The organism is Kutzneria sp. CA-103260, assembly GCF_018263855.1.
GTDB lineage: Bacteria > Actinomycetota > Actinomycetes > Mycobacteriales > Pseudonocardiaceae > Kutzneria.
This window is the reverse complement of record NZ_CP073318.1, coordinates 2,883,364-2,898,119: the sequence shown is the minus strand read 5'-3', so window position 1 is coordinate 2,898,119 and position 14,756 is coordinate 2,883,364. Positions and strand designations below refer to the sequence as shown.

At 70.0% G+C, this 14,756-nt stretch carries 15 protein-coding genes; 8 read left to right on the top strand and 7 right to left on the bottom strand.

The window, feature by feature from the left end:
• Nucleotides 1-56 precede the first annotated feature (56 nt).
• A complete protein-coding gene (locus JJ691_RS12375; protein ID WP_211768918.1) occupies nucleotides 57-950 on the bottom strand; it encodes an SDR family oxidoreductase in 894 nt (297 codons plus the stop codon).
• Nucleotides 951-964: 14 nt separating this feature from the next.
• Nucleotides 965-1,687 carry an SDR family oxidoreductase gene (locus JJ691_RS12370; RefSeq protein ID WP_211768917.1) on the bottom strand — a complete coding sequence of 241 codons (723 nt, stop codon included), beginning with the start codon at nucleotides 1,685-1,687 and terminating at the stop codon, nucleotides 965-967.
• Between the two features lie 122 nt (nucleotides 1,688-1,809).
• Here JJ691_RS12370 and JJ691_RS12365 point away from each other — a divergent pair, with 122 nt between their 5' ends.
• A complete protein-coding gene (locus JJ691_RS12365; protein WP_211768916.1) occupies nucleotides 1,810-2,268 on the top strand; it encodes a MarR family winged helix-turn-helix transcriptional regulator in 459 nt (152 codons plus the stop codon).
• A 10-nt stretch (nucleotides 2,269-2,278) separates the two neighbouring features.
• On the opposite strand, the gene JJ691_RS12360 is transcribed toward JJ691_RS12365, so the two are convergent.
• Both JJ691_RS12360 and JJ691_RS12355 read right to left on the bottom strand, forming a co-directional pair.
• Nucleotides 2,279-2,977: a histidine phosphatase family protein gene (locus JJ691_RS12360; protein ID WP_211768915.1), complete on the bottom strand. Its 699-nt coding sequence runs from the start codon at nucleotides 2,975-2,977 to the stop codon at nucleotides 2,279-2,281.
• 15 nt (nucleotides 2,978-2,992) lie between these two features.
• The gene (locus tag JJ691_RS12355; RefSeq protein ID WP_211768914.1) at nucleotides 2,993-4,039 is read right to left on the bottom strand and encodes an LLM class F420-dependent oxidoreductase; all 1,047 of its coding nucleotides are present in this window, start codon (nucleotides 4,037-4,039) and stop codon (nucleotides 2,993-2,995) included.
• 74 nt (nucleotides 4,040-4,113) lie between these two features.
• Between JJ691_RS12355 and JJ691_RS12350 the strand changes: the two genes are divergently transcribed.
• From JJ691_RS12350 to JJ691_RS12340, 3 genes are read left to right on the top strand one after another with little or no spacing between them, the layout of a single operon-like run.
• A complete protein-coding gene (locus JJ691_RS12350) occupies nucleotides 4,114-5,103 on the top strand; it encodes an aldo/keto reductase (protein WP_211768913.1) in 990 nt (329 codons plus the stop codon).
• Nucleotides 5,104-5,138: 35 nt separating this feature from the next.
• The gene (locus JJ691_RS12345; RefSeq protein WP_249227862.1) at nucleotides 5,139-6,197 is read left to right on the top strand and encodes a YncE family protein; all 1,059 of its coding nucleotides are present in this window, start codon (nucleotides 5,139-5,141) and stop codon (nucleotides 6,195-6,197) included.
• The gene (locus JJ691_RS12340) at nucleotides 6,194-6,433 is read left to right on the top strand and encodes a DUF5703 family protein (RefSeq protein ID WP_211768912.1); all 240 of its coding nucleotides are present in this window, start codon (nucleotides 6,194-6,196) and stop codon (nucleotides 6,431-6,433) included. Before JJ691_RS12345 ends, JJ691_RS12340 begins: the two co-directional genes overlap by 4 nt.
• A 21-nt stretch (nucleotides 6,434-6,454) precedes the next feature.
• Here the strand turns inward: JJ691_RS12340 and JJ691_RS12335 are convergent, their stop codons facing one another.
• Nucleotides 6,455-7,327, bottom strand: coding sequence for an alpha/beta fold hydrolase (locus JJ691_RS12335; RefSeq protein ID WP_211768911.1), 873 nt, complete (start codon nucleotides 7,325-7,327; stop codon nucleotides 6,455-6,457).
• A gap of 38 nt (nucleotides 7,328-7,365) precedes the next feature.
• Between JJ691_RS12335 and JJ691_RS12330 the strand changes: the two genes are divergently transcribed.
• Genes JJ691_RS12330 through JJ691_RS12320 form a run of 3 tightly spaced genes read left to right on the top strand, consistent with a single transcriptional unit; the run spans nucleotide 7,366 to nucleotide 8,865 of the window.
• Entirely contained in the window at nucleotides 7,366-7,683 is a 318-nt protein-coding gene (locus JJ691_RS12330; RefSeq protein ID WP_211768910.1) for a DUF6412 domain-containing protein, read from the top strand.
• Between the two features lie 46 nt (nucleotides 7,684-7,729).
• On the top strand, nucleotides 7,730-8,377 hold the full coding sequence (locus JJ691_RS12325; protein WP_211768909.1) for a YidC/Oxa1 family membrane protein insertase: 648 nt from the start codon (nucleotides 7,730-7,732) through the stop codon (nucleotides 8,375-8,377).
• Nucleotides 8,374-8,865 (top strand): tetratricopeptide repeat protein, encoded by a 492-nt coding sequence (locus tag JJ691_RS12320; RefSeq protein WP_249227861.1) that lies wholly within the window; start codon nucleotides 8,374-8,376, stop codon nucleotides 8,863-8,865. The genes JJ691_RS12325 and JJ691_RS12320 overlap by 4 nt, the downstream gene beginning before the upstream one ends.
• Here JJ691_RS12320 and JJ691_RS12315 read toward each other — a convergent pair.
• Both JJ691_RS12315 and JJ691_RS12310 read right to left on the bottom strand, forming a co-directional pair.
• Nucleotides 8,862-9,740, bottom strand: a complete 879-nt coding sequence (locus tag JJ691_RS12315; protein ID WP_211768908.1) for an alpha/beta fold hydrolase — start codon at nucleotides 9,738-9,740, stop codon at nucleotides 8,862-8,864. The genes JJ691_RS12320 and JJ691_RS12315 overlap by 4 nt on opposite strands.
• Before the next feature lie 145 nt (nucleotides 9,741-9,885).
• Nucleotides 9,886-11,226 carry a M20/M25/M40 family metallo-hydrolase gene (locus tag JJ691_RS12310; RefSeq protein ID WP_249227860.1) on the bottom strand — a complete coding sequence of 447 codons (1,341 nt, stop codon included), beginning with the start codon at nucleotides 11,224-11,226 and terminating at the stop codon, nucleotides 9,886-9,888.
• A 345-nt stretch (nucleotides 11,227-11,571) separates the two neighbouring features.
• On the opposite strand from JJ691_RS12310, the gene JJ691_RS12305 reads away from it, so the two are divergent.
• Nucleotides 11,572-14,706 carry a TIM-barrel domain-containing protein gene (locus tag JJ691_RS12305; RefSeq protein WP_211768907.1) on the top strand — a complete coding sequence of 1,045 codons (3,135 nt, stop codon included), beginning with the start codon at nucleotides 11,572-11,574 and terminating at the stop codon, nucleotides 14,704-14,706.
• The last annotated feature ends 50 nt before the right edge of the window (nucleotides 14,707-14,756 follow it).

The window sequence follows — 14,756 nt, the reverse complement described above, 5'->3', positions numbered from 1 at the left end:
CCCCCTGAGTTCGATGGTGCGCCCACGATACGGAGGGATGGTTCCGGTTGTCCAGCTCAGCAGATCGCCGTGTAGTCGGTGTTGCGGAGGTCGGTGAGCAGGTCCGGGCCGGTGGGGCGCCAGTCCAGTCGCTGCTGGGTGTGTGCGCCGGAGGCGGGCAGGTCCAGCTCGGCGAGTTGGAGCAGTGGCCCGAAGTACGCCGGTGCCTGCTGGGGCGTGAGGGATTGCACGGGCAGTCCCATCCGATCGCCCAGGACTTCGGCGATCGCGCGCAGGGGCACTCCCTGCTCGGTCACGGCGTGGTAGCGGGCACCCTGTCGGCCGTTGTCCAGCACCAGCCGGTAGAGCCGGGCGACGTCGGTGACGTGGGCGGCGGGCAGCCGGTTGTCGCCGTCGCCGATGTAGGCGACGGTGCCTTGTTGTTTGGCCAGCTGGATGTGCCGCAGGATGCGGCCCTGACGGCTGCTGTCGTGCACCTGGGGCAGCCGGATCACCATGACGTTGCGACCCTGCTCGATGAGCGCGTCTGCGGCTTCTTCCGTGGCGGCGCGGGGAAACATCGAGGACGGGGCGTGCGGGTCGGCCTCGGTGACCGCGCCACCGGCGGCGGACTGCGCCAGGCCGGTGCCGGAGGTGACGATGAGCGGCCCGGACGTGGCCGCGCCGAGGGTCGCGATGACCTTCCGGTCGTTCTCGCACTGCTGCCGCGCATCGGCTGGTGCCTCATGGTTGAACGCGGTGTGGATGACGGCCTCGGCGTCGGAGGCGACCTCTCGTAGCCATCGCAGGTCGTTGACGTCGCCGCGGACGACCGTTGCGCCGGCGCGGACAAGGGCCTGGGCGCCGGCGTCGGACCGGCTGAGCCCGATCACCTCGTGCCCCGCTCCGATCAGCTCCGCCACCGCGGCCGACCCGACGAACCCGGTTGCTCCGGTCACGAACACACGCATGCGCGACTCCTTGGTCAGGTGAGGCGGATCCCGCCGTCGACGGGCAGCACCACACCGGTGATGAACGGGTTGTCGATCAACGCGAGGATCGCCAGGGCGACGTCCTCCGGACGGCCGTTGCGGCCCAGCGGCGTGCGCCGGGCGAAGGTCTCCAACGCCGTGTCACGGTGCTCGCCCAGCGAGTCCCACCACTCGGTCGCGATCACCCCGGGCGAGACGGCGTTGACGCGACGCGGGGCGAGTTCCCGCGCGAGCGGCGCGACCGCGGCCTCCACGGCGCCGTTGACGGCGGCGGCCTCGGCCGTGCCGGCGAAGCCGGCCTGCGCGGTGACACCGCCCACCAGCGTGATCGAACCGTCTTCGGACAGCGCGTCCAGCGACTCGCCCACCGCGCGCAACACGGCGACCGCCTTGCCGGCGAAGGAACCGGCGAGATCGGCCAGGCCCAGGCGATCCCCCTCGCGCGACGGTCGGCGGCCGCGGCGGGTCAGGGTGATGACCAGATCGTCGATCGGCCCGGCCGCGCGGAAGAATCCGGCCAGCGAGGACATGTCCTCGGCGTCGACCGGGACGGCCATCGCGCCGGTGTGGGCCGCCGCGGCGGTCAGGCGCACCTGGTCACGGCTACCCAGTGTGATCCGTGCCCCGCGGTCGGCCGCCAGCCGGGAGGTCGCCAGGCCGATCCCGGAACTGCCGCCCAGGATCGCGATATGTCGGTCCAGCTTCAGGGTCATCATGCTCGTCCAATCCGTCGCGGACCCCGGACGCGGTGCGCACCGAGGAGGAGGAGACACGACACACGGTAACACAAGGCCTTGTGTTCACAAGGCCATACGGAAAGATGGGTAGACTGCGGGACGTGACTGCGACACCGACCGACGACACGCCGACCGGACCCGCTCTCACCGCACTGCTGCGCGGTCGTCTCCGGGAAGTCAGCGTGCTCATCGAGCAGCACGGCGAAGCCGCACTCGCCGGCACGTCGCTCTCACTGCCACTCAACCACCTGCTCGACACAGTCGTCGCCGAGCCAGGAGTGACCGTCACCGAGATCGCCAACCGGCTGGGCAAGAGCCAGCAGGCCATCAGCCAGGCCGCCAACCGGCTGGAGAAACTCGGCTACATCGAACGGCGGGTCGGCACCGGCCGCGCGGTCGCCCTGCACGCCACCAGCACCGGCCGCAACGCCTCAGCCGAAGCCGTCGCCCGCGAACTCGCCGCCGAGGACCGGGTACGCGAACTGCTCGGACCCGAGCGGTTCGACACCCTCATGGCGCTGCTCGCCGCAACCAGGGACACCCTGCGCGACGAGGCCTGAGTCGACCGGCTCACGCCCCGGTGGTGCCACCCACCACGGCGTCGGAGGCGTTGACCTTCTCCTCCTCCTTGGGCTTCACCGGAACGATCGCGGCGTACTCCGAGCCGTGGTCGTTCATGCGCACCACGAACGGCCGGGTGTGGGTGTAGCGGACCACCGACACCGAACACGGGTCCGCCACGATCCGCTGGAACGAGTCCAGGTGCGTGCCCAGGGCATCGGCCAGCACAGCCTTGATCACGTCCCCATGACTGCACGCCAACCACACGGCCTCGTCACCGTGCTCAGCGGTGATCCGGGCGTCATGCCGGCGAACGGCGGCGACGGCCCGAGCCTGCACCGAGGCCAAGCCCTCGCCGCCGGGGAAGACCGCCGCGGACGGATGCTGCTGCACCACCGTCCACAACGGCTCCTTGAGCAGATCCTTGATCGCCTTCCCGGTCCACTCGCCGTAGTCCACCTCGGACAGATCGTCCTCGATCACCGGCTCGATCCCCCGCGCGGCCGTCAACGGCGCGATCGTCTGCTGACACCGCAGCAACGGCGAGGACACGACACCGGCCAGCTCGACGCCGGCCAGCCGCTCCACCAGCTTCGCCGCCTGCTTCTGGCCGGACTCGGCCAACTGCACGCCGGGAGACCGACCGGCCAGCACCCCGGAACCGTTCGCGGTGGACTGCGCGTGCCGCAGCAAAATCAGAGTCGCCACACCCGCAGCCTACGGTCAGGCCACGCCCGACTTGTCCAGAGCCTCCGCCGCCGCCCGCAGCGCCGCCACGTTCAGGTCAAGATCGAAGTGCATCGGCGACACCGTCAACGTCGTCACCCCGGCCCCGGCCAGCGCCTGCATGCCGTCGGCGATCCGCTCCACCGGACCCAGCAGCGACGTCGCGTCCAGGAACTCCACCGGCAGCGCGGCCATCGCACCCTGGTAGTCCTTGGCCAGGAACTTGTCCTGCACCTCGGCCGCCTGCGCCTCGAAGCCCATCCGGCAGGCCAGGTTGTTGTAGAAGTTCTTCTCCCGGCTGCCCATGCCGCCCACATACAGCGACGCGTACGGCCGCACCGCGTCCGCGGCGGCCTGCCAGTCGTCACCGACAACCAGCGGCGCCGTCGGTACGACGTCAAACCCGTCAAGGGTCTTACCGACCTTCGACCGACCCGCGGCAACCTGCGCCAACGACTCCGCGGCGAACTCCGCCGAGTAGAACACCGCCAGCCAGCCGTCGGCGACCTCCCCGGCCAGCTCCAGGTTCTTCGGCCCCACCGCCGCCAGGTAGATCGGGATCTGCTCCCGCACCGGATGCACGGTCAGCGTCAGCGCCTTGCCCGGACCGTCCGGCAGCGGCAGCGTGTAGTGCTTGCCCTCGTACCGCAGCTTCTCCCGCCGCAGCGCCGACTTCACGATGTCGACGTACTCACGCGTCCGCGCCAGCGGCTTGTCGAACCGCACCCCGTGCCAGCCCTCCGACACCTGCGGACCCGACACCCCCAGACCCAGCCGGAACCGGCCACCCGACAACGTGTCCAACGTCGCCGCGGTCATCGCCGCCATCGCCGGCGTCCGCGCCGGAATCTGGAAGATCGCACTGCCCACGTCGATGCGGGACGTGTGCGCCGCCACCCACGACAACACCGTCGGAGCGTCCGAACCGTAGGCCTCCGCGGCCCACACCACCGCGAAACCCAGCCGCTCGGCCTCCTTGGCCAGCTCCAGATTGTCCGCGTCGTTACCCGCGCCCCAATAACCGAGGTTCAGCCCAAGTCGCACGAACCCGGACCCTACCGGCCAGTAACCACTACGGCAACAGGCCCAACGCCCAAGATCGGCATAGGCTCGCACCCGTGCAGCATCGACACCTCGGCCGCAGCGGCCTTCGGGTCCCCCGGCTGGCGCTGGGCACCATGACCTGGGGCAAGGACACCGACGCCGACGAGGCCACCAGGCAGCTCACCGCCTACATCGAGGCCGGCGGCACCCTCGTCGACACCGCCGACGTCTACACCGACGCCGACGTCGACACCGCCGACGTCTACACCGACGCCGAACAGATGCTCGGCGCCCTCGTCGGCGACGTCGTCGACCGCGACGACATCATCATCGCCACCAAAGCCGTCGCCCGCCGCGACGACGGCCCCTTCGGCGGCGGCGCCAGCCGCGGCGCCCTGCTCACCGCCCTCAACGGCTCCCTGCGCCGCCTCGACGTCGACCACATCGACCTCTGGCAGCTGCACGCCTGGGACACCGCCGTCCCCATCGAGGAAACCCTCAGCGCCATCGACGCCGCCGCCACCGCCGGCAAGATCCGCTACGCCGGCATCTCCAACTACACCGGCTGGCAACTCGCCACCGCCGCCGCGGCCAGCACCTTCCCCCTGGTCTCCACCCAGGTCGAATACTCCCTGCTCGAACGCGGCATCGAACGCGAAGTCGTCCCCGCCGCGAACCACCACGGCCTCGGCATCCTCTGCTGGGCCCCACTCGGCCGCGGCGTGCTCACCGGCAAATACCGCAACGCCACACCACCCGACTCCCGCGGCTCCAACCCCCACTACGCCCCCTACGTCGAACACCACCGCAGCGAACGCGCCGCCCGCATCGTGCAAGCCGTCGTCACCGCCGCCGACGGACTCGGCACCACACCCCTCGCGGTCGCCCTGGCCTGGGTCCGCGACCGCCCCGGTGTCGCGACAGCCGTCGTCGGCGCACGAGACACCACCCAGCTCCACACCAGCCTCGCCGCCGAAGACCTCACCCTCCCCCCGGCCATCCGCGCCGCCCTCGACGACGTGAGCGATATCGAACTCGGCTATCCGGAACGCCCACTCGGCTGACCGGGTGGCGCACATGACACGCAAGTGACCCCCACGTGACCACGAAGCGCCGGTCGGGGATGCTGGAACCAGCACAGCACCACGAGGAGGCCCACTTGCGCCGGCTCGCCGTCGTCCTCATCGCCGGATCCGCCCTGGTCACGGGCTGTTCCTCCGGCACCAACAGCGGGGACGACCTGCAAGTCGCGGACACCGTCACCGCCGCGACACCGGCCAACTCGCCGGCCCCCAGCACCGCCCCCAGCGGCACCGTCGTGCCGCTGAGCCAGAACGCCACGGCCATCGCCGTCGACCCCGCCCAACACACCGCGGCCGTCGCCGTCGACAACCCCGCGGCACTGCTCCTCTACGACCTGACCAGCATCGACGCCCCGCCCAAGACGGTGGCTCTGCCCGGCCGGGTCACCAACCTCAGCACCACCGGCGACACCGTCCTGGCCCCCGTCCAGACAGCCAACGCCCTCCTGCGCGTCACCCTCCCCACCGGCGCCGTGGACAAGATCACACTCCCCGGCGGACCCGTCGCCGCCAACGCCAAGGGCAACCAGACCCTCGTCGCCCTCCACGACACGAAATCCGTCGCCGTGCTCAACGGCGACAAAACCGACCACACCATCACCGGCCTCGCCAGCGCCGACCAAGCCCTCCCCGTCGGCGACAAGGCCGTCGTCCTCGACCGCCTCCGCACCGCCGTCTTCGACCTGAACCCCACCGCCGGCACCCTTGGCGCCGGCCTGCGCGCCGGTGACGGCGCCACCAACGCCGTCACCGACAACTACGGCCGAGTCATCGTCACCGACAGCCGCGGCGGCGAACTCCTCATCTTCAAACCCGACACCCTCGTCGAACTCCAGCGCTACCCCGCCGCCGGCACCCCCTACGGCATCGCCTACGACCCCACCCGCCACCTCGCCTGGGTCACCCTCACCGCCACCAACCAGGTCGTCGCCTACGACGTCGCCGGCGGCGAACCCGTCGAGAAACACCGCCTGCCCACCGTCCGCCAACCCAACTCCGTGGCGGTCGACCCGACCACCGGACACGTCTACGTCGCGTCCGCCCAAGGAGGAGGAATACAGGTGATCACTCCATGACGACCGCCACCGACGAGGTGGTCGACGGCGACTGGGAGTACCGCGGCCTGCGCCTGCCGCCCGGCGTCTCCCGCCGCACCGCCGCCACCCAACTCGCCATCCACGCCGAGTTCGCCGGCTGGGAACTGTCCCGAGTCCTGCTCTACGGCGACGGCACCCGCAAGGTCTGGCTCCGCCGCAAGCGCAGTGCCATCACCCGCGCCGCCGCCACCCTCGCCCCCGGCCCCATCACCTGACACAGTCACTGCTGGACACAGTCACTGCTGGACAACGAGGCCACGGACCAACCGAGCCACCTCGGCGGGACGCTCCAACGGCACCATGTGCCCAGCGCCCGGCAGCACAACCGCGTCCCCGGCGCCCACCGCCTTCACCAACGCCTGCGCGTTCGAGGACGGACACAACCGGTCCCGCTCACCCACCGCGGCCACCACCGGCCCCCGCGCCGCCACCGTCAACGCCGCCTCCCGGTCATACCGGTCGAAGGCCGGACGGAACAAGGCAACAGTCGCCGGCCAGTGCTCCGCCACCATCTCCGCCGTCAACGCGGCGTCCTCCTCGTTCGGATCATCCCCGAACAGCCACCACTTCAGGCCCGCGGCCTTCGCCGGCTCGATCCGACCCCGGATGTGCCGAACCACCGGGCCGAACACCTTCTCCAACTCCTCCACCAGCTTGCCCACCGCCTGCGGCCACGCCAGCGACGACTCACCCCGCCGACCCACCGCCGTCGACAGGAACGCCAAACCCGACACCCGCTGCGCGAACAGCCGCGGATGCCGCTCCACCAACGCCATCGCCGCCATGCCACCCATCGAATGGCCCACCACGACCACCCGCTCCGAGTCGACACCCCGCTCGATCAGCTCGGCCAGGTCGTCACCCAGCTGCTCGATCGTCGCGGTCTCCGGCGTCGCCGGCCCCGACTGCCCATGCCCACGATGGTCATAGGCCACCACCTGCAACTCGTCCTGCAACTCGTCGTGCGCCAACTCCGGGACCACCCGGAACCAGCTGCGATGATCCAACGCGTAACCGTGCGCCAGCACCACGGTCACCGGTGCGTCCGGAGCACCAGACCGAACCACGTTCAGCCCGACCCCGTCTTCCAGCGGGAAGACCTCATCCATTCGGAAATCCTGGCACGTCATCAGGACACCTGCGACCGATGACGTACGCTTTGGCCAGGAAGCTCGGCCGAACAGGGGGTGAACACCTGCACGACCTCGTCACGACGTTCACCACGCTCATGACCGCCGGCCCCGGCCTGACCAGCCCCAACCTGATCGGGCTCTGCCTGCTGGCCGGCGTCCTCGTCGCCGCCCTGGCCATCCACCTGTGCTCCACCCGCCACGCCGACCACGCGCTCCGCCGCGCCACCGTCGCCCTGGCCACCCGTGAGCACGCCCGCAGCCGCCGCGTGCTGCGCCAACTCGATCCCGACGCGGCCGGACACACCCGATCCCGAGCACCTTCAGCCGCCTGACCCACCTCAGGCACCCACACCTCACCCTTGGCTGAAGGGCTCTTCCATGCTGTCCATCTTCGATCCGTTCATCAACGCCGCCTACCTCCTGGTCTCCTGGCTCGCCCCGCTCACCGGAACCGCCGGCGCCATCGTCGTCTTCGTGATGGCCGTCCGCCTCTGCCTGCACCCCCTCGTCCGCATCCAGGTCCGCGGCGAGCAGACCCGGGCCGAGATCATGCCCAAACTCAAGGAGATCCAGGACAAGCACAAGGGCAACCAGGAACGGCTCAACCAGGAACTGGCCGCCTTCTACGGCGGCGAGGGCAAAGGCATGTTCGCCGGCTGCCTGCCCATGCTCATCCAGCTGCCCATCTTCTCCGTGATGTACCGGCTGTTCCTGTCGCCCACCGTCGGCGGCCACCCCAACCTGCTGCTCACCCACACCCTGCTCGGCACGCCCCTGAGCACCGTGTTCCTCACGTCGCCCAGCATCGCCGCCGTGTGCCTGTTCGCGGCGATGGCCGCTGTCGCCACCTGGTCGGCCCTGCGCATGGCCACCGGGCCGAAGTTCCTGCGCGTGCTGCCGTACGCCAGCGTCGTGTTCGCGATGTTCGTGCCGCTGGCCGCCGGGCTCTACCTGCTGACGACCACCACCTGGACCGCCGTCGAGCGGGCCCTGCTGATGCGCCGGCGTGAGAAGGTCACCGTGTGATCGATGCCGAACTCGCGCGGGCGGTGTCCCTACGCGAAAGCGGGGCTTTCGACGAAGCCCGCGACCTGCTGCTCCGGCTGTCGTCGGCCGCCCCCGACGACGCCCGGGTCGCATACCAGACCGCCTGGGTGCACGACCGCCTCGGCCTGGAAGGCGACGCCGTTCCGCACTACGTCCGCGCGCTCGACGGCGACGGCCTGTCCGCCGTCGAGCGCCGCGGCGCCCTGCTCGGGCTGGGCAGCACCTACCGGACCCTCGGCCGCTACGCCGAAGCCGTCGACGTGCTGTCCCGCGGTGTCCGGGAGTTCCCGGAGGACCGGGCCCTGGCCGTGTTCCTGGCCATGGCCCGGTACAACACCGGCGACGCCAAGCAGGCGGTGGCCGGCCTGCTCACCCTGCTGGCCGAGACCACCACCGACCCCGAGATCCAGCGCTACCGGCCGGCCATCGAGCTGTACGCCGAGGACCTGGACCGGATCTGGTCCTAGCCCTGAGCGTCACGGATCGCTTGCACCACGGCGTCCGGCCGCAGCCAGACGATGCCCGAATGCCCGGCGTCGTCCACCCGGCGAACCTCGGCCCGGGGCTGGGTTGTGGTTCTAGGCTGGGTTGTGGTTTCAGGCTGGGCCGCCGCCAGATCGGTGTACAGCTGGTGCTTGATCCGGTTCGACTCGGCCAGCGACGCACGGGCCTCCGGCGGCAACAGCTCCTCGGCGAACCTGTCGGCCCCCATGGCGGACACGAAGATCGTCGGCACGTCCGGCTCCGGCCCGGCCGCACGGACCTCGCCGAACACCCTCGGCAGGTTCAGGGACTCCCGCATGGACCGCCGGTAGACGTCGGGACTGAACCCCTGGTCCAGCAGCGGTTCACGGATCTCCGCGGGCCAGTCGGCCAGCGCCCGGCCGAACGTCGTCCGGTACGCGGCCCGCATGGCGTCCAACTGCTCGGCCGGGAACAGGTCGTCGGTGCTGGTGCTCCGCAGCCACCGCGCGCTGTCCTCCGGCAGGCGGTCGACGATGTCCTCGTGCGTCGGGTCGATCAGGACCAGACCCGCGACCTCGGCCGGGAACCGCTTGGCGTAGAGCCGCGCGTACAGGCCGCCGAGCGAGTGCCCGACCAACAGGTACGGACCGGGCACCCCGGCGGCCCGCAGCACCTCGCGCAGGTCGTCGGTGACCTGGGTGCCGCTGCGCGGCAGGTCCGCCTCGTCGCTCCACCCCGTGCCCAGCCGGTCGTAGACCACGCTCGTGGTGAACTCCGCGACCAGGTTGTGCGCGTTCCAGTAGTAGAGGCCGAACATGCCGCCGCCGGCCAGGAACACGACGGCCGGGCCGCCGGTTCCGCTGCGGTGCAGCAGCATCGCTCCGTCCGGGGTCTGGTACCTCGTACCCAGCGGCGGGTCGACGTCCTGCAACTCCTGTTCCTCCTGGCGTTGTTTTGGTGGTGGTGATGCCGGACCACTGCTTGCAATGTTGTTTTTAGTCGTCACTGAAGCTATAGTGATATTATGCCTCTTGGATGAAGCGGTCCAGGACCCTGGTCCCGAACTCCAGGGCCTCCACCGGAACCCGCTCGTCCACGCCGTGGAACAGCGCCGTGAAGTCCAGGTCGGCCGGCAGCTTCAGCGGCGCGAAGCCGAAGTTGCGGATACCCAGCCGCTGGAACGACTTCGCATCGGTGCCGCCCGACAGCATGTACGGCAGCAGCTTCGCCGCCGGGTCCTCGGCCAGGATGGAGCGGTGCATCTGGTCGACCAGGGCGCCGTCGAAGGTCGTCTCCACCGGGGGCAGGCTCAGCCACTCCCGCTCCACCTCCGGGCCCAGGATCTCGGCCAGCTCCCGGTCGAACGCCTCCTCGCGGCCGGGCAGGATCCGGCAGTCCACGTTGGCCTCGGCCACCGACGGGATCACGTTGGCCTTGTAGCCGGCGTTGAGCATCGTCGGGTTGGCCGTGTCCCGCAGGGTCGCCCCGACCAGCCGGGAGATGCCGCCCAGCTTGGCGATCGCGCCGTCCAGGTCGTCCTCGGGGAACTCCAGGCCGGTCAGCTCGGTGACGCCGGCCAGGAACTCCCGCACCGAGTCGGTCAACACCACCGGGAACCGGTGCCGGCCCAGCTTCGCCACCGCCTCCGCCAGCTTGGTGACCGCGTTGTCCTCATTGGTCATCGACCCGTGGCCGGCGCGGCCGCGGACCCGCAGCTTCAGCCAGGCGATGCCCTTCTCGGCCGTCTCCACCAGATAGGCCCGCACGCCGTCCTTGAGCGTGATCGAGTAGCCGCCGACCTCGCTGATCGCCTCCGTGCAGCCCTCGAACAGCTCCGGCCGGTTGTCCACCAGCCAGCTCGCCCCCTGCTGGCCGCCCGCCTCCTCGTCGGCCAGGAAGGCGAACACGATGTCCCGCTTCGGCGTGATGCCGTCCCGCTTGAGCCGGCGGGCCACCGCCAGGCTCATCGCCACCATGTCCTTCATGTCCACCGCGCCGCGGCCCCACACGTAGCCGTCCTGCACCGCGCCCGAGAACGGGTGCACCGACCACTCCGAGGCGTCCGCCGGCACCGCGTCCAGGTGCCCGTGCACCAGCAGCGCCCCCCGGCTCGGGTCCTCCCCCGCCAGCCGCACCACGACGTTGCCGCGGCCCGGGCCCTGGTCCCCCGACTCCACGTACGTCGTCTCGTAGCCCACCTCGGCCAGCTTCTCCGCCACGTACTCGGCGGCCGCCCGCTCCCCCACCAACGTCGCGGGGTCGCCGGTGTTGGTGGTGTCGATCTGGATCAGCTCACTGGCCAGCTCCACCGCTTCCCGCTCGGCCAGCCGCAACCCATCGTCCGTGTTCTGGTGCTCGCTCACCAGCCATTCCTATCACTGCGCGGGCGAGCGTCCCGATCCTCGGGACCACCGGCCTGTCCCCCTGTCAGGGCCTGTTTGTGTCGTCCGGACAGGTCTCAAGGCTGTATTCAGTCGTCACTGAAGCTATAGTGCTTTAATCACCAACGAGAGGCGGGCCTTCGTGCAGCACCGCACCGGCCGAGTCGTACGCCCGGACCCGGCGTGCCGGGGACTTCCCTGACGTTTCCCCCACGTCAACCCGATGACAGTCCAGGACAGACCGCTTTACAACGTTGTGTTCAGTGGTGTTCAGGTAATAGAACCGATTCAGCGTCACCTCGATCCCCTGCCGCCGAGGAGTGACCCATGAGCTCTGCTCACCGAACAGCCCTCGCCACCGTCCTGTTGCTGGCAGCGGCGACAGCACCGGCGATAGCTGCTCCCACCCATCCCCGGCCGCACGCCGTGACCTCCGGCAACGCCAGATTCGAGGTGCTCTCGCCCACGTTGGTCCGCACGGAGTACGCCGGTGACGCGAAGTTCGTGGACGCGGGGACGTTCAACGCAATCGGGCGGGACCGCTTCCCCACCACGCAGTTCACCACCAGCACGGCGAACGGCTGGCTGAGCATCGACACTGGCGCGCTGACCCTGCGGTACAAGACTGGCTCGGGGGCGTTCAACGCCGACAACCTCCAGGTGCAGCTCAAGGCCGGCGCACAGAGCGTGACGGCCGAGCCGTGGGTGGTGCCGTCCTGCTCCCCCGGCGTGCTGTGCGAGGCCGAGAACCTGACGCTGAACGGCATCGCGGTGGCCAACGACCACACCGGCTACACGGGCCAGGGCTTCGCGGCTGGCTTCCAGGGCAGCGGCAATTCGCTGTCGTTCCAGGTCACGGTGCCGTCGGACGGCACGTATCAGCTGGACGCCCGCTATGCCAACGCGACCGGCGGCGACGGGCAGACCACCACCCGCACCCTGACCGCCTCGGCCGACGGCGTGGCGCACACGCTGACCATGCCCACCACCGCTGACTGGAACACGTGGGCAGTGGTGTCGACGACGTTCACGCTCACGGCCGGCACGCACAACGTGACGATTGCCCGCGGCCCCAACGACTCCGGCAACGTCAACATCGACAGCCTGGCACTCGTGACGCCTGGCGCGGGCTACCCGGCTCCTCCCCCGCCGGTGGCCAGCAACTGCGCCTACGGCGGCGTGTGTGAGGCCGAGGCCGGCACGCTCGCCGGCGGGGCCGCCACGGCGACCGACCACAACGACTACTCCGGCGCGGGCTTCGTCGCCGGCCTGGGCACCGGCGCGAGCGACAAGATCCACGTCACCGGGGTTCCCTCAGCCGGCACGTATGCGTTGCAGCTGCGCTACTCCAACGCCCAATCGGCAGCGCGACCCGTGACCGTGCAGGGCAACTCGGTGTCGTTGCCGACGACCAGCGGCTGGGATGCCTGGCGCACCATCTCGACTCCGGTGACGCTCAACGCCGGCGCCAACGACGTGACCATCGCCTGCCCGGACGCCGCGAGCTGCCAGCTCAACATCGACACGGTCGCGGTCACCGCCACGGGATCGCCGCTGCTGGCCCCGCATGCGCCGCTGGGCGGCTACCGCCGTGGCCTCGACGGCGTGAGCGCCAACACGGTCACCACGCCCGGCCTGCTCTACCAGGACGGCTGGAGCCTGCTCGACGACACCACTTCCACCCTGTACACCAACGGATCCACCTCGACGCGCCCCAGCCACAACGGCCTGCCCTACCAGGACGGCTACGTCTTCGGCTATGGCCACGACTACCAGCGCGCACTGTCCGATCTGGGCACCCTGACCGGTTCCTCGGAGCTCCTTCCCCGCTGGGCCTACGGCGTCTGGTACTCCGAGTACTACGACCGGACCGCCGCCCAGTACGAGAACACCATCCTGCCCAAGTTCCGCGCCGACGGCGTGCCACTGGACGTCCTGGTCACCGACACCGACTTCAAGTCACCGTCCACATGGGACGGCTGGGAGATCGACCCGGCGAAGTTCCCCGACCCCAAGGCGTTCTTCGACTGGTCGGCGGCCCAGGGCCTGCACAACACCCTGAACATCCACTCCAGCATCGTGCCCAACGACACTCAGTTCGCGCAGGCCGAGGCCACCGCGCACAACGGGCTGGCCAAGTCCGGCGACAACTACGTGTTCGACTGGGGCCAGCCCGACCAGCTCAAGGCCTACATGGACCTGCACCAGCAGATGGAGCAGCAGGGCGCGGACTTCTGGTGGCTGGACTGGTGCTGCGACAACTCCTTCTCGTCGCTGGCGGGCGTCACCCCGGACGCCTGGATCAACCAGCAGTACGCCACCGACAGCAACAAGACGATCGGCCGCGGCTTCGCCTTCTCGCGGGCGTACGGCTCGCTCCAGGCCGGCGGCTACAGCGGGCAGGCCGGGCTGCCGACCGGCCCCTGGGCCGACAAGCGCACCACCGTGCACTTCACCGGTGACACCACGTCCAACTGGAACGTGCTCAAGTGGGAAGTCGGCTACACGCCAGGGGAATCGGCCTCGACCGGCCTGTCGGCGGTCAGCCACGACATCGGCGGCTTCAACAACGACGGCACCCAGGCCACCGGGGCGGAACCCGGCAGCACCAAGGACGCCGACGACCTCTACGCCCGGTGGGTGCAGCTCGGCACCTTCCAGCCGATCGACCGCCTGCACGGCAACCACAGCGACCGCCTGCCCTGGCAGTACGGCACCGACGCCAAGAACTCCGCCGAGAAGTTCCTGAACCTGCGGGAAAACCTCGTGCCGTACACGTACACGCTGGCGCGGCAGGCCAACGCCACCGGCATTCCGGTGGTGCGGCCGCTCTACCTCCAGTACCCGGACTCGCAGGACGCCTACGCCCAGGACGGCTCCGAGTACCTGTACGGGCCCGATGTCCTGGTGGCCCCGGCGACAACGCCGGGCAGCAGCGCCACCACGTCGGTGTGGTTCCCGCCCGGCAACAGCTGGACCGACTACTTCACCGGCAAGACCTACGCCGGCGGCACCACCCAGGACGTGACCACGGATCTCGGCACCATGCCGGTGTTCCTGCGTTCCGGCGGCATCATGACCACCCGCACCGGCAACGTCACCAACGACGTGCAGAACGCGCTGACCAAGGCCACGGTGACCGTCGCCGGCGGCGCCAACGGCCAGACCGCCCTGTACGAGGACAACGGCACCACCACCGACCTCGGGCAGAGCACTTCCACCCCGCTCCGGTACACCGACGCCAGTCACCAGCTGACGATCGGCCCCGCCACCGGGAGCTTCGCCGGCCAGGTCACCCAGCGGCAGTGGACCGTCGCCTTCACCAACGCGTCGGCCCCCACCACCGTCACAGTTAACGGCAAGACCGTTACATCGTGGACGTGGAACGCCACCACCCGCACCGTCACCGTGACAACGCCGACCCAGTCCACGAACCAGGCTTTGGTGGTGGCCTACCACTGAGCCGATGCATGTGAGTGGCTTATATGACCCTGAAAAGTCATATAAGTCAC